This window comes from Mesorhizobium sp. dw_380 (assembly GCF_018588885.1).
Lineage (GTDB): Bacteria > Pseudomonadota > Alphaproteobacteria > Rhizobiales > Rhizobiaceae > Mesorhizobium.
Genome location: NZ_JAFFIW010000057.1, coordinates 12,908 through 27,446 on the forward strand (window position 1 = coordinate 12,908; position 14,539 = coordinate 27,446).

Genomic DNA, 14,539 nt, shown 5'->3' on the forward strand with positions numbered 1-14,539 from the left:
TGTTCGCTAGGCAAGATAGCCACAGGAGATCCACTTCGGCGGCGAGAAGGGCGAAGTCCTTGATGTCAAAGCAGGAGACATAGCGATCCTGCCGGCAGGAATCGGCCATCAACGCCTGTCTTATCTGCCGATCTCCCGGTGTCGTCGGCGCCTGCCCGCCATTCGGCACCTACGATCTGTGCCGCAACCCCGAAAAGCACGCTGAGGCGCTACTCATGATCCAAAAGATCCCGCCCGGATAGAGACCCGGTATATGGTCGGGACGGCCCGCTTCTCACCGCATGGCGGGAAACCTGAACGGCAAGCGCATCGCCAACGGGCCCGATAAAGCTGATTGTTGACTCGCTATACTGAAGTCGAAATCACTACATAGCGCCGCTTGGAAGGCGTTCCCGAGCGTACGTCGAGCGCAAGTCATTCAGGCAAAAGCCCATTCCTCATCAGTCGACGCAATCACCCCTTTCCGCAGCCGATTGTGAAGTTCCTGCCACGACGGGTCCCTCACGAAGCTGCTCATGCTGCCACACGCCTGGGCAAAGGGGATATTGCCGAAGCGGTCGATGAGACTGCTTGTCCCGCCGGCCTTGCCATCCAGAAAGAGCCTGAAGGGATCATCGTCACACTCGATGACCCGATGTCCCCAAGCGCCAGGCACGTCGTCCGCCGCGAGAGCCTGCCGAAGGTCCTCATCCACATCCGCGGCTTCGAGCGCCTGGCAGATGACATAGCGCATCAGGGGATAGTAGAGCGGCTGATAGCTGCCTCCCAGCGCGCGCACGCCAGGCAGGATCGACAGAACCAGTAACATCAGCAGGAGATTGGGGATCAGGCTGCGGTTTGCCAGCCGTTCAAGGACGTCGGGAGCAGTGAAGGGGGCCACCTTTATCCCCGTCGCCGGATGGACGAGTTCTCCGGCGATCAAGCGCAGCGGAAGGCGTTTGCCATTCTCGTAGAACCAGAAGAAATCAGTTCCGCGCGTGAGCCAGCCACTCCAGGGGCCGGCGGCAAGCTTGTCGAGCCCGGCAAGGATGTTGGAAGCGAAGTTGGGGTCTTCCAGCAGTCTCGCCCGCAGCCAGGAGTCCTCGTCCGACAGATGGTCCGCCACCAGGTCGGCAATATCCTCGTCATCGATCTGCAGAAAGGCAAAGCTCTGTCCGAACAGTTTTGGCCAGAGCATGAGGTTGGCTGCCTTGATAGCATGCGCTGGCCGCTCGAACTGCGTCTTGGGCAGAAGGCGGCGAAGCATTACGAGCGCGGCTTCGTCGGCATTTGGCTCCGTTGGCACCAACTCGAACCGGTATGATCCAGGCCCGGTTAGAAGGCTGTATCTGATCATCCGGCTCCCGCTAAGACCGAAGACGTTGACCGGCTTCCCGTCGAGCGTGATCCAGCCTGGCCCCTTGCGGGGCTTTTCAACGAGGCTGACCGTTGAAACGGCATAGGAAACATAGCTCGAGCAGCCATGCGCCGAGAGGCCAAGCAGGCTGAAAATGTGCGTGTAATAGGCTTCTGGCTCCATGAGGAGAAACAAATGCGGACCGGTCTGCAACACGCGGCGTTGTTCGAGGTCTCTGCAGATTTGGGAAACAGCGTTGATCGGCAATCCGTTTCGCGTTCCCGCGTTCCTGATCGTGTCGAGCAGCTTGGCAAGCGCGCGGCTGCGAATTTCCGGTTCGGCTTTCTGGGCAGGCGCTTCGAACAAGCGGGACGCATAATCGCGGACTGGATGGCAATGAAAGGAGCGCGTCCACGGATAGAGCGCCGCCAGAGATTCTAGCACCGCCTGCTTGGTGTCTGCGTCTGTCGCTAGCTCGTCCACCTCACGGTTCATCCTTTCGCTGCGCGATGCGGATGCTCAATGCAGGAACGCTGATGAGGAGCACCACTCCGAAACCGAAGAAGATCGTTGAAGGAAATACACTGTTGCCCATAACGCCAGCGATGCTGAAAATGATCAGTCCGAGCGCGACAGCCAGACTGTGCATGACGCCCTTGGCCCTGCCCAATACATTGTCAGGTACACGCGACTGCAGTGTGACTTCGATGCTCACCCGGCCCAGATTGTAGACAAACCCGAGCGTGGCGAAGACGATCAATGTCCAGGGCGCGTGCAGAGCGATCAAAGACATCAACGCGAGCGCGGTTGAGGCCAAAAGCATGAGCTGCAATATATGACCACTTATCGCTCGTGTCAGCCTGACGAGAACAGCCGCCCCTATCACCGAACCAGCCGACCACGCCGCCTCAAGGTGGCTGAAATCCGCGGCCGTGCCTGTCTGCTCTTCGAATACAAAACTTGATCCCACCACCGTGACCAGCACCGCGCCTCCATAGAGAAGGGCATAGGCGGCAAAGAGACGAAGCAGGTGCTTGTCAATGTTCGGTGCCAGGCCTTTGGCCGTTCTGACACCTTGCGGGAGGAGTGCTAGCCGCATCCACGAGAGCGAGGCTGCCGAAAAAAGGAAGAAGAGGGCGAGCGCCGCGAATGTCAGGGCAGGGGAGCGCCCACCCAGCAACGACCCGGCAAGCAATGCTGCGCCGAGGCTGCCAAGCTGCATGGTGAAGAAGACGGTGGAATTTGAGGTCGCGAGATCGGCGCCTCGTGTCGCAAGGGGAATCATTGCTTGTGAGGCGGTCAGCGCGACACGATCGCAAAACGAAAAGAGCACCGCTGACAGGCAGAGTGTTAAAAACGCGTCCAGACACAGGAGTGTGCAAGCCGTGGCGAGCAAGATGGCAAAGCGACCGAGGTCCGCCGCGATGTTCAATCGCCGTCGGTCAAACCGGTCCGCTGCCGCGCCGGCCAGAGGGCTTGCGACGAATTCGACAACACTGACGGCCGCAAGCAGTGTCGCCACGCCGGCGCTTCCGTACCCTGCTGCGACAAGAGTCCAGGCGGATGCGATGTAATAGCCGTTTCGTCCGGCTGCCGCTAACAGCGTGCTGGCCAGGAAGCCAAGCCACACTCTGGACTGGACGCTTGATCTCTGGTCAGCGTGAATCTGTATTGCATTTGACAAGGGCGCATCCAATCGCTGCCTGTCATAGCTTCCGCCGAGGCTGCTGCTTAACAATCCCGCGTGGTTTTTCAGCTCGTTGCCGAAATCAGCAGAGGTATTGAATCAAATTCTGGACCTGCGTCGGAATTCCGTCGGACTGGCGCCAAACGCCCGCTTGAAGGCGACCGTGAAATGGCTTGAGCTTCCGAACCCGCATTCCAGCGCGATCTCCGTCGCCGACATATTGGTCGATCGCAGCATGTCGGCGGAGCGATCCAGCCGACGCCGTGCGATGAACGCGTGTGGCGTCATCCCCGTAGATTGCTTGAAAGCCCTGCTGAAATGGAAACGGCTGACACCGACCTCCTTTGCCAGATCGGCGAGCGTGGGTGTCTCATCCGAGGACTCGATCATTGCGATCGCACGTTTGAGGTCGAAGGATGACAATCCGCCTTTCGCCGGCTCATGATAGTGGCCGTTCCGCCTGACCATGTGAACGAGCAAATGCATGGCCTGGCTCTCGACGAGCGTCACGCTGATCGGATCGGGCTGCTTGAGCTCGATGGCGATCCGGTGCAAAGCCATCTCCACCGTGCCGTCGCGAAATCCGATCGAAGCCGGCAGGTCGCCCGATCGATGGCGGACCATCCCGCCGAACGCAGCGTCGGCGAACCCTTTTTCAATCGACACGAGCAGGTAGGCGGCCGTCGGCTCTCCTTCGTCCCACCCCGTCCAATCGCTGCCGGCAGGCATATGGATGACCGAGCCAACTCGCCGGGGCGAAAACGAGATCCGACGCCCGTCGACGAAATCTTCTCCGCGGCTCGCCGTCCCTTTCAGGTTCATCAGGAATATATGCCCCGGGAACGAAGTTGCTGTTTCCTGGCGTTCCAGACCAGTCCTTCTGATCAAGTCTGCCCGCACGTTGCCCCAGCTCTCATGTTGGTGAGCAAGCGTCTGGTGCTGTGAACGGCGGATCTTGTTCGGGCCAAGGCAAAGAGTATCCACGGATAGAAACAGCCTTCGTAGTAAGCCCGCCCTCCCGTGTTGTGCAGAACCATAGGTTGCTGGACAAATCACAACTAACTCAGGATTGGTAGAAGATGTGACTTTAGTAAAAAAATGGCAATCGCAGGAAAGCCGCTCGTATTCAGCAAGCCTACCAGTGCCTCGGCCAGGACTCGAAGCCAGTTTGAAATATTAGATCACTCTTAATTGAGTGGAGATACCCCATCGACCTCTTGGCGGCTCACCAAAGCAACGTGCGGGAGGCATAGTGTGATGCGAAGTCTCAAGGATTTCCTGGCCGAGTGCGACCAAGGACCACGGATCAACCAACTCGCGGGATTTTTCGCCGCGACCGCGGCGGGCAAAAGCGGGATGCCAGTTCGCAAGCCTCAGGCCGACGCGCGCCTTCTGCCGAGCGATGAACTTCTGCGCGATCTCGTTCGCCTTCACGCCGCCCGGCAGGGCTTCTTCGACCAGCACTATCACGGCAGCATTCCCTACAGATTGGAAGAGGAGTGCCGGATGGCCCACGCGGTGCTAAACTATGCCCGTCGCCGTGGTACTGCGCTGTCGCTGTACAGCCTTGGAACGGCGGAAGGCACGATGGCCAGAACACTGTCCGAATTTTCGGACGGGCAGATTCTTTCGCTATCGTGCAGCCCCAATCCTGAGAACTATAAGTCGTTCATGGCCTATGGCGAACCGGCCCACGCCGAGTTCTTCATCGGCCCGTTTCACTGGTTGACAAAGGATGCGCTCGGATCTGATCGGCGGCTGGCGAAATTCACGCAAGGCTTCGATGTCATCCTCGAGGACACGACCTTCCAGATGTACTCACCGAACAGGCCCAAGCAGATCGAGTACGTGACCCAGCACCTCAAGGAGGGGGGCATCTTCGTCTTCGTCGAAAAATTCAGGGCGGCGGATGAAAGCGACTACCAGCGTCGAGAGTACCAGAAGGATTACGGTTTCAAGGCTCGGTATTTTCCCCCGGACGAAATCGCAAAAAAGCAAAAGGACGTCCTCGGGACCATGTTCAACAATGAAGTGACGCTGGCAGAGATGTCGCGCGCTGTGCGTGCGCATTTCAGGCACTGCACGATGACGTGGAACAGCGGCAATTTCTGCAGTCTTGCGGCGAGCAACAGCAAGGAAAATCTCGACCTGTACATTTCAGAGATGTCGGCGCCTGCCATCCCGCATGAATATGTCTACGAGGCCAGCGTTTCCCCCACCTGAAATCCCGGAGTGACGCAGCGACGGAATGGCAACTGCAAGGCTTTCATTGGAATAGGGGTTGTTTATCTCTGCGTCCTTCGCGAGGGCGGCATTGCGGGCAGGCCGGGCTATTAATCCGCCTGAGCGCGCCCCTTTCCGGACACATCCAATCGCACTGCGGTGAAACAGACATCATCCGCGACGATATCCAAAAAGCTCAAGCGACATGACGCGGAACGGGAACGCTCTCCAATTACTGACCTATGCCTTCGCAGCCATGGATCACGGCAGCCTGCGTCAGGCAGCAAGAGCCTTGAGGGTTCAGGAATCCTCGGTAAGCCGCAACGTCATCAAGCTTGAACAGCTTTTGGAAATGCAGCTGTTCGAGCGCCACGTGCGCGGAGTTCGCCTGACCGAGACAGGTCGGGCCTGGATCGAAATTGTACGGGCTCACTACGAAGGCCTGCTAGATGCTTTTGCTGAACGCGTACGCGATAACAAGGATGCAAGGACGCTCAAGATTGGATTGTGCTGGGTAACAGGAGGGGAGTTCCTCAAGCGCCTCATCGATCGATTCAACAAACTGTATCCGGACGTAAGGCTAACCATAGAGAATGTTCCAGCTGGGCAACGCCTAGCAGCCATACGCCGCCGGCATTTCGACATTGTGTTCACGCACGACATCGGCGCCGTCAAATCCTGTAGCAGTGAGGTGTTTTGGCGGGAACGTCTGTTTGTGCTCCTGCCGTCTTGTCATTCACTTGTCGAGAAGCCGGTGCTTACGTGGTCCGACCTTGCAGATATGTGTCTGCTCGTTCCGGTCGGGCTGGAAGGACCGCCGTTGGACCTGTGCTTGCTCGAACGCATTGCGGCTGATGGCGGCCCGACCGTTCAAACGTGTCGGGCGAACCAGGCAACAGTCATCTTCAAGGTGCAACTCGGCCAAGGCGTCACGTTGGCCGAGGAAAGCTATGCCAGGACAGTTACTACCGATACCGCCCTATGGAGGCCGCTCAATGGTGAAAACAGCGTCAGTTCAATCAGGGGCCTCTGGCTCGGATCGAATCCAAAGCGGGCCGTCCTGCGTCTGATAGGACTGGCCAAAAACATGGCGGCGGTAAGTCAAGGTCCTGACACGGATCATCGTTGAGCCAAAGTCATTGCGGTATCTAGTTTTCGCATGAGTATGGCGGACAGTTGGGTCAGCCGTAGACCTGCTTCGGAGCCGTCTTGCTCATAACCGAAGCTGACAGGAGGAGAGGCTCTACCTGTCCTTCGGTCTTGTCCAGATACTGCATCAACGCCGTTACGAGGTGGTAGAAAATGCTCGCGGGGACCTCTGTCGCCAGTGACCTTCCGCGCTCGTCAATCCTGTCGACCCACAAGCCAAGCGGTGCCGGATCGATGTGCCATCGGAAGAGGCGGGCGACACGAGCTTCGATCTCGGGTTTCAGATCACCCCCGCCAATGCCATCCAAGGCGATGGCCGCCTTGACTGCCTCGCATTGTGGCCAGCTGCGAGAGAGCCGGTCGAGGGGCAATCCCTGCCGCGACACGGCTGCATAGGCCAGACCCGTAGCTCGGTTCAATCCGCTGGCGATCGCGACGAATAGAGCTTCCTTGCGTAGACTGCCAAGTCTTTCTGCCCGCTTGCCCGCGCGAAATCGACGAGGAGCGAGGCCCATTCGAAATGGTGCCCTGGTTCGGTCCACTGTCCCTCATCTCCCGGCAATGGCAGCCAATCGACGTCGAAATGTTCCCCAAGCGTCCAGCTCTCCTGGTCGAAAAAATGGCACCGGAACAGATCGATGACGCGTGCCGCTCGACGCAGGTAGGCGCGGTCGCCGGTGACGCCATGCCAAGCGAGGAAGGATTCCAGCATATGCATGTGCGGGTTCGAGAACCGCACCCCGTTCCAGCCAGGCGTCTCGAGGAAGCCGTTCAAGCAGCCGTCCTCGAGATGGGTGTCGATGAAATGGAATGTCTCTTCTGCCAGCCGCAGGGCATCCTGATTACCGCATCGGTGAGCATGGGCAAGCGCTAGGAGCATGCAGGAATGGTCGTAGGCGTCCTCGGCCGGGTCGGCCACGCTGCCGTTGGAATTGAGGGTGCGTACCCAGCCGCCGCGGTCGGTGCGGCCGTATTTCGCGACGAAATCGATGCCGTGGTCAATGAGCTTATCGGCCGGTCCGGCCCAGCCGCGCTCCCTGGCCACCGCGAAAGCGTAGATCTGGCGAGCCATCGTCCGCATCCGCTTGGGTTTGTCCAAGGGTTTAGCATCGAAACCGAGAGCCTCGTGGAAGCCATCGTACACATCGTCGACACCTGAAGTGGACCACAGAGGCAGAGTTTCCTCGAAGAGCCAGTGCTCGACGCGCTTGCGCCATGACCCGCTGATGATGATCCGGTCTTCCGACGCGGTGAACTTCGTCTCAAGGCGTCCGCTCTTCTCTAACTGTTCGACAACTTTCTTCACGTTCTGGCTGTGGCTGACGGGAGCGACGAATACCGCGTCCGGTGTCGCCACCACCGCTACATCCTTCATTCCGATGACGGTCAGCAGCCTGCCTTGGCTTCTGAGATAGGAGCTGCCGCAATCCATGGCGACAACGTCGCCCGTTACGACATTGCCGTCGCGGTCCGTCGGGCTGGCTTCGAGCAGCGATTGCCACGATCCAAGATCATTCCAGCGGAAGGAAGCCGTAACCATCGCAATACCGCGTGCATGCTCCATGACCGCATAGTCGATCGAGGTCGAGGGGACAGCCGAGTAGAAGCCCTTAGGCAGGTAAATCCCTGAGACGTCAGCCCGTGCGGCCTTGTACGCCCGTTCCGCAGTGTCCCAGATGTCCGGCCGGAGGTCGAGAAATGCCTTTCGCATTGTGTCGGCACGGAACAGGAAGATGCCGGCGTTCCAATAGAACCTTCCCGAAGACACATATTTGCGGGCCGTCGCGACATTGGGCTTTTCGACAAAGTGCAAAACGGAAACGGCGGCCCGGCCGTCACCATTTGCCGTAACCTCGATGTAGCCGTACCCGGTTTCGGGATGCGTCGGCTTGATGCCGAACACGACAATCCGTCCTGAATCGGCGGCAGGCATGCCCGTCGCGACGGTTTCCCAGAATTGCTTTTCGGTCGATATTTCATGGTCGGAGGGGACCACGAGCACAAGCGCGTCGCCGCCATGTTCGGAGATCGTCTGCAGGGTGGCTATTGCGACCACAGCGGCGGTATTGCGTCCAGTGGGCTCGAAAATCGGTCGGCCGCCGTTCAGGCCGAGCGGACCGATGTCCGAAATGACGCGGTCGGCATGCCGTTCGGAAGCTACCAGGTAGATCGGTGTCTCTCCGTCCGTCCAGGCCTTGAGGCGTCGAACAGTCTTTGCAAGCATGGAGCCGTCGCCCGAAAGGTCGTGGAATTGTTTGGGATTGTCTTCGCGCGAGAGCGGCCACAGCCGCGATCCGACGCCCCCGCTCATGACAAAACTTACGATCCGGTCCGGCATGGTCCAGTTCCTCTCAGAATATCTGGTTGTAGGCTCCGACCTCTGGATTGCGGCGCAGCACGGCGTCGAGAGCCTCGAACATCTCGCGACGTCGCTCCGGCGAGACGGGGCTTTCCACCACGACGACAATTTCCGGTTTGTTCGATGAGGCCCTTACGACGAACACGGACTTCGCATGCAACCCGGAAATGTCTCGCGCCAGCATGACGCCGACCTTGTCCGCGAAAATCTCGATGCCCTCGTTGTCGACCACACCGCAGCGGTCACCGTCGCCGTCGAAGCCGAACCCGACATCGGCATCCGTCTCCAGAACCTTGTCCCGGATCGCGTGCAGCATCTGCATGTCTTCGGGATTGGGGTTGTAACGCGGAAACGAATGGTCGAGCTCGACGTCCAGAGGGATGACTTCGCAGCCGATGCCTTCCAGCACCTGCGGTGCAAACGCGCCGGCGGTTCCGTTGCCGCAGGCTGCCACCACCTTCAGTTTTCGGCCGAAGTTCCTTCCGGCAGTCAGGTCTTCGATGTATCTCTCGCGAAATCCGGACACGAATTCATAGCTGCCCCCGCCGATGAGATCGAAATCGCCGCCGAGCACGAGCGCTTTCAAAGCGGTCATCTCATCAGGCCCGAATGTCAGTGGCCTTTGGGCTCCCATCTTCACGCCGGTCCAGCCGTTCTCGTTGTGTGAGGCCGTCACCATGGCCACCGACGGAGCGTCGAGCGCGAACTGGGCGAAATAGGCCATTGGAGAAAGTGCCAGGCCGATGTCTTGACGCACGCGCCGGCCGCCATCAGGCCGGAGACCAGCGCCATCTTGATCGCCATGGAATAGCTACGGAAGTCGTGGCCGGTGACAATGTCTGGGCCTACACCCATTCGGTGGATCAAGGTGCCGAGCCCCATGCCGATCGCCTGCACGCCCATCAGGTTGAGTTCGGGTTCTTTCCCCGAGCCTGGATGCCCGATCCACCAGCGCGCGTCGTATTCCCGGAAGCCAGTTGCTTTGATGAGAGCACTGGTTTCGAAGGCGAATGTGCTCGGTATGGCTTGGCCGACTATGTTCAGGGCCACGGGTTCCGCTCCGCAAATGCGGGGGGACAATCCTAGCACGCTGCCGGACCCAGGCCCCCTGCATGAATAGGGGGTAGCCCTAACGCCCCGGTTCGCACCCACTCATCCAATAGGAGCATGCCTGCCGACAGCCGAGAGGATGTCTCGTGCGTCCTGCTCGGGCGCTGACGACAAGGGTGGTCTGCAAGATGCCGCTGGCCACGTTCAGGTTCCCGTTCCGCGAAAGAGGTCGACGAAAGGCGTTTCGGACACCTAGAGCCAGATGATTTCAGGTCGAATCGACCTGAAATCTGAATCCGCCTCTAACTCAATGCGATAGGGCATGATGCCGAAAACCGCTTCGCACTTTTCGGCAAAATGCTTTGGCTCGCCTTCTCAATGCCATTCAGGGGGGAGGGGACGAAGGTCCGTCGGCTGCTTTTTATCGCTCCCGTAGCGCTTCCTGATTATATTTCGCCAGTGGCGAGAGGAAGTAGCCGATGATACTGCGCGTGCCAGTCTTAATCTCGACTGTCACCGCCATGCCCGGCCCGAGCTTGACGAGCTTGTCATCCACCTGCATGGACGTTCGGTCAAGCGAAACGCGCGCGGCATATTCCAGTTCCTGATCTCTCGGCTCACTGTCGCTCTGCGCTGCGCCCGACGCGCGGTCGTTCGACGCGCTCTGTTGCCTGTCGCGAGCTATGGCGCGCGGGGTAGTGGGTTCATCGAGGCGAAGGAAGCTCAAAAGACCTTAGTACACGGCCCTACAAGAGACGAGAGGCGTGGGCCAAATCGAGTCGAGCTTATCTTCCTCTGGTCCTCAAGCGGCGTGACACACACAACTAAGGTTCAAATCGTCGACACTACATTCAGGCTGGTATCGCTCACCGAGGAAGGCAACTCGGGTCAGACCGCAGCCAACGCAGATCTTGCAAAGCTCGTGCCCGCCAACCTCTCGCGATTGAAAGCACAAGGCTCGCCATCGAGCGCACTAACTGGATTGAAAAATACGACCAAGATGGTCGTGAATCGTTCGGTCTACGTGGACGATCGGCGCCTAATGAAACGTGGCGCAAGGCCAAATTTACTTTGCGCCATTTTCAAAACTGACCCACTACCCGCGCGACGACACGTCAAGAATCGGCTATCGCTGTAGACGCGGAGGGATCTATTATTCCGTCCGTCGGGCCGGCGCCGTTCAGGCAACCTCTCACCGAGGGCGCCGGCCATCTTTTTACCTCGGCTTGAACGTCGCTTCCAGTCCTTCATGCACGCCTGCTGGTGGTGTTCGTTGTCAGGAATGCATGTGAAGAACACCGGCCGGCGATCGCGGCCTGCGGCCTCGCATGCCGAGCAGACGAACAGGCTGACCAGATCCTGGTGCATGGAGCCGTGATCAGGCCCGAACCTGTCGATCAGCGCCTGGATGTCGAGTCGGGTCCACGGCAGCACATCGGGTGGCCGCAGGTGACGTAGACTGTTTCGCCAGCGGCTAGAGTATCGGCGAGGGGTTTCTGAGGCATGGCCGATCTCCGTTGAAGGGTTCGCCGCAACCGCCATCGGCGGTCAGGAATATAATAGCCGACGTCCGCGACGCTTCCGTTTGCGCTTCGCCTTTTTCCCTTCAGATGCAGGGAACCAAAAGCCCAGCTTCAACCACATTTCCTCGACGCCTGTGGGAGTCGGGGCGGGAGCAAGCGGGCTGAAACCATGGCCAGAGTTCGAGAGGATCGTTGATCCTCCGCGATAGTCACCTTTGCCCTGACGTTTCGGCACTCCACTTCCCCAAGCCAGCAAGGCTGCCATATTAGCGCCAGCTTGACGAAGGCACCAGACGCGCCAGACTCTTTTCCATGGCGAAGGGCAGCATCAAGGTACGCGACGAGGTGGCGATCATGGCGACCGTGCGGCGGCGCGTCACCCAGGATCGCGTCAGCGTCTCGATCCCAAAGCTACAATTTAGTGTAAGGTCGGCAGCAGCAGCACCGCAGCGGGCGTTCCGCCGATGCGGGGTCCGTATTTTGCTGCGGTCTGCTATGCCCGCGAGCTGGGGCCCCTCGGTATTGAAACCTCGATTGTGGTCCCGGTGCTTTTACCAAAGGCATGAACCACTTTGCCCACGCGGGTTCCCCGGCCGGCAAAGCGCGGCTTGCTGAATATAAGGCAGCGCAATACTGAAGGCGCTCTCTGGGACGGTGCCGGAAGGCGCGCAGCCGGAGACGGTTGCCGACGCGGTTGTGAACATCGTCAACGCTCCGTTCGGAAAGCGGCCGTTCCGCGTCGTCATCGATCCGGCGAATGACGGTTCGGCCGTCGCATTTCCGGTGATCGACAGGGTCCGCGAGGAGTTTTTGCATCGGATCGGCTTTGCCGATCTGCTATGACCAGCGGACCGAGGTTTCGCATGATCATGGAAATCTCTCTGGTGACACAGCATGGCAGCCCTCCTGACCGGTGGAAGCGTTGGAGCCTGCCCGGAAGACCAGCCTCCCGCTACTCCCATGCACGGAGGCCGCCGGAGGAGCCCCAATCATCCGATCTTTTTGTTCGCCAGCCAATTAGTGGACAGCCCGGCCTGCGCAATGAAAGTTAAGCATTTCGCAAGCCGGGCCATGCACCGGACCAGTCCAGGGAAGGGGTGACCGGCGCCAAGAATATGCGCCGTAAATCCTGCCCCTTCAACAGAATTTATGCTTAAATACCAAGGTGCGGCCTCCAGGTGTCCGTGGAACATTTGCGCGCCCAATCGCTTCCGGCGCTGCGGACGTAGCGGCACCGGAGCGGGGGCCGATCCGGGTTCGCAGGATCGTCGAGCTTGGAATGTAGCCGCAAGACGAGCATCGAACCCACGTCAGGTGTGGGCCGTTCGCTTCTTCCTCGATCAGCACCGCGTCCGTGACCGATAGATTAAAACCGGTGAATTGGTCAGCGGCAGCCGACCCCGGACCCGGACGATCGTCGTTCAGCAAAAGACGGGTCGGCCGGTCCAATTCGAGTTGATGAATGATGCGCGTGCCAGCCTTCTGGCATGGCTTGATCTCTTGATCGGCACGGCGGCGCGATCGGCGAATAGCCTTCTGAGCCGCATCGATCACGCCGATCTTTGAGCACACCCGACGCCTGGTGCTAGACGAACCGAGACGATGATCGCCAGCCAGCTTGGCGCTTCTGCCGCGACTCGTTGCCCCGTCCGATATTTCAGTTTTCCGTCGCGATCCCATGTCGCCTTTTCTCCGAAGCTGACCATCGCGAAACCTATTGCAATTGCCTGGATCGGATCATTCCCGGTCGTGGCCTGTCTGTTCACTTTCCCGGACATCTGAGTTTCACCGTTGGTGATGAACATCGCAGCGAAAGTAAGCACCTTTGCGCTTGCCTTGAAGGCATCCTATTCTGGAGGAAAGTATCCGCTCGTGGGCCTAGAATGTCGGTACTGCCTTTCCTAAGAATTTACGCGCCGCTCAACGCGGTGCTGGCCGCACCTGGGCTTTTGGCGGTGGCTGCGCTCACGACACCGGACATGTCCGGACGAAGCAGACTGGCTCTGGCTGCCCTGCTCGCTGTCATTTGGGGCGCCTATCTTCTGCAGATGGCCGCGACGCTGCTCAAGCGCCGGGCGGGAGACGTTCGGGACAGGACGCCGGCAATTGCCATTGATGTGCTCGCGGTTTTGGTTCCACTCGCCGCATTTCTGCTCGTCGGCACGCCCGACCGGACCCTCTACTGTGCTGTCTGGCTGCTGAAACCGCTGCGCGACTCGACTTTCTTCCCGGTGCTGGGCAGGGTCCTGGCCAACGAAGCGCGCAACCTGATCGGCGTCACCACGCTCTTCGGCGTCGTTCTGTTCGCCGTCGCGCTCGCGGCCTATGTCATCGAGCGCGACATCCAACCGGAAAAGTTCGGCAGCATCCCCCAAGCAATGTGGTGGGCGGTGGTCACGCTGTCCACCACCGGCTATGGCGACGCTATTCCGGAAAGTTTCGCCGGCCGCGTCCTTGCCGGGGTGGTCATGATGAGTGGCATCGGCATCTTCGCGCTCTGGGCTGGCATTCTTGCCACGGGCTTCTATCAAGAAGTCCGTCGCGGGGAATTCGTCCGTAATTGGCAATTGATCGCGGCCGTGCCGTTGTTTCAGAAGCTCGGCCCGGCCGTGCTGGTCGAGATCGTGCGCGCGTTAAGACCTCGCACGGTGCCGGCGGGCGCCGTGATCTGCCGCAATGGCGAGCCCGGTGATCAGATGTTCTTCGTCGTGGAGGGGCGCGTCAGCGTCGCGACGCCGAACCCGGTGGAGCTTGGCCCTGGCGCCTTCTTCGGCGAGATGGCGCTGATCAGCGGCGAACCGCGTTCGGCGACCGTCAGCGCGGCAACGGCGGTCTCGCTCCTGTCGTTGCACTCGGCGGATTTCCACATGCTGTGCGGCAGCAGCCCGGAGATCGCCGAAATCATCCGCAAGACCGCGCTCGAGCGGCGCGGCGCGGCACATAAAGATTGACCGTACTAGGTGTTCGTCAGGAGGAGGACGCGATGGCAATGCTGCCAACTGCCTGCCGATGATGGCTGGCTGGGGCTACATGGTGCGGCTCTATCGGCCACGAGCGGAGGTTCTGGGTCCCAGAGGCGCAGCCGCCGAACTAACCGTCATTGCTAGGTCCGCTCGGGGGTGGGCGTCATTCAGACGACGGCGCGCGAACAGCCGCTTGCGGTCACGTCGCATTATGCGACGTTCACAACTGAACGACCGCAACGGATCGAT

Annotated in this window: 9 protein-coding genes and 3 pseudogenes; 4 read left to right on the forward strand and 8 right to left on the reverse strand. The window is 59.7% G+C overall.

Going from position 1 to position 14,539, the window contains the following annotated elements; all coding sequences use genetic code 11:
• Positions 1-418: 418 nt before the first annotated feature.
• The 3 genes from JT360_RS30590 to JT360_RS30600 all read right to left on the reverse strand — a co-directional run bounded on the left by JT360_RS30590 (position 419) and on the right by JT360_RS30600 (position 3,845).
• Positions 419-1,831 carry a hypothetical protein gene (locus JT360_RS30590; protein ID WP_214476775.1) on the reverse strand — a complete coding sequence of 471 codons (1,413 nt, stop codon included), beginning with the start codon at positions 1,829-1,831 and terminating at the stop codon, positions 419-421.
• Positions 1,821-2,966, reverse strand: coding sequence for an MFS transporter (locus tag JT360_RS30595; protein WP_352128802.1), 1,146 nt, complete (start codon positions 2,964-2,966; stop codon positions 1,821-1,823). Before JT360_RS30595 ends, JT360_RS30590 begins: the two co-directional genes overlap by 11 nt.
• Before the next feature lie 156 nt (positions 2,967-3,122).
• Complete coding sequence (locus tag JT360_RS30600) at positions 3,123-3,845, reverse strand: helix-turn-helix transcriptional regulator (protein ID WP_250889186.1); 723 nt, start codon at positions 3,843-3,845, stop codon at positions 3,123-3,125.
• A gap of 435 nt (positions 3,846-4,280) precedes the next feature.
• Between JT360_RS30600 and JT360_RS30605 the strand changes: the two genes are divergently transcribed.
• The gene (locus JT360_RS30605; protein ID WP_214476782.1) at positions 4,281-5,246 is read left to right on the forward strand and encodes a class I SAM-dependent methyltransferase; all 966 of its coding nucleotides are present in this window, start codon (positions 4,281-4,283) and stop codon (positions 5,244-5,246) included.
• Between the two features lie 205 nt (positions 5,247-5,451).
• A complete protein-coding gene (locus JT360_RS30610; RefSeq protein WP_214476785.1) occupies positions 5,452-6,375 on the forward strand; it encodes a LysR family transcriptional regulator in 924 nt (307 codons plus the stop codon).
• A gap of 52 nt (positions 6,376-6,427) precedes the next feature.
• Here the strand turns inward: JT360_RS30610 and JT360_RS30615 are convergent.
• The 3 pseudogenes from JT360_RS30615 to JT360_RS30625 all read right to left on the reverse strand — a co-directional run.
• Positions 6,428-8,733: pseudogene (locus tag JT360_RS30615) on the reverse strand (AGE family epimerase/isomerase).
• 142 nt (positions 8,734-8,875) lie between these two features.
• Positions 8,876-9,804: pseudogene (locus JT360_RS30620) on the reverse strand (phosphohexomutase domain-containing protein); the annotation flags it as partial.
• Between the two features lie 421 nt (positions 9,805-10,225).
• Positions 10,226-10,492: pseudogene (locus JT360_RS30625) on the reverse strand (HlyD family type I secretion periplasmic adaptor subunit); the annotation flags it as partial.
• Between the two features lie 1,489 nt (positions 10,493-11,981).
• Between JT360_RS30625 and JT360_RS30630 the strand changes: the two are divergent.
• Positions 11,982-12,170, forward strand: coding sequence for a hypothetical protein (locus JT360_RS30630; RefSeq protein WP_214476788.1), 189 nt, complete (start codon positions 11,982-11,984; stop codon positions 12,168-12,170).
• Between the two features lie 294 nt (positions 12,171-12,464).
• Here the strand turns inward: JT360_RS30630 and JT360_RS34175 are convergent, their stop codons facing one another.
• Both JT360_RS34175 and JT360_RS30640 read right to left on the reverse strand, forming a co-directional pair.
• The gene (locus JT360_RS34175; RefSeq protein ID WP_214476790.1) at positions 12,465-12,881 is read right to left on the reverse strand and encodes a hypothetical protein; all 417 of its coding nucleotides are present in this window, start codon (positions 12,879-12,881) and stop codon (positions 12,465-12,467) included.
• Positions 12,878-13,132, reverse strand: coding sequence for a hypothetical protein (locus JT360_RS30640; protein ID WP_214476796.1), 255 nt, complete (start codon positions 13,130-13,132; stop codon positions 12,878-12,880). Before JT360_RS30640 ends, JT360_RS34175 begins: the two co-directional genes overlap by 4 nt.
• A gap of 78 nt (positions 13,133-13,210) precedes the next feature.
• Between JT360_RS30640 and JT360_RS30645 the strand changes: the two genes are divergently transcribed.
• The gene (locus JT360_RS30645; RefSeq protein ID WP_214476793.1) at positions 13,211-14,278 is read left to right on the forward strand and encodes a cyclic nucleotide-gated potassium channel; all 1,068 of its coding nucleotides are present in this window, start codon (positions 13,211-13,213) and stop codon (positions 14,276-14,278) included.
• Positions 14,279-14,539 lie beyond the last annotated feature (261 nt).

Coding starts and splice junctions, on each gene's coding strand:
- JT360_RS30590 (WP_214476775.1), bottom strand. CDS start 1,831: ATGAACCGTGAGGTGGACGAGCTAGCGACAGACGCAGACACCAAGCAG.
- JT360_RS30600 (WP_250889186.1), bottom strand. CDS start 3,845: ATGAACCTGAAAGGGACGGCGAGCCGCGGAGAAGATTTCGTCGACGGG.
- JT360_RS30605 (WP_214476782.1), top strand. CDS start 4,281: ATGCGAAGTCTCAAGGATTTCCTGGCCGAGTGCGACCAAGGACCACGG.
- JT360_RS30610 (WP_214476785.1), top strand. CDS start 5,452: ATGACGCGGAACGGGAACGCTCTCCAATTACTGACCTATGCCTTCGCA.
- JT360_RS30640 (WP_214476796.1), bottom strand. CDS start 13,132: ATGTTCATCACCAACGGTGAAACTCAGATGTCCGGGAAAGTGAACAGA.
- JT360_RS30645 (WP_214476793.1), top strand. CDS start 13,211: ATGTCGGTACTGCCTTTCCTAAGAATTTACGCGCCGCTCAACGCGGTG.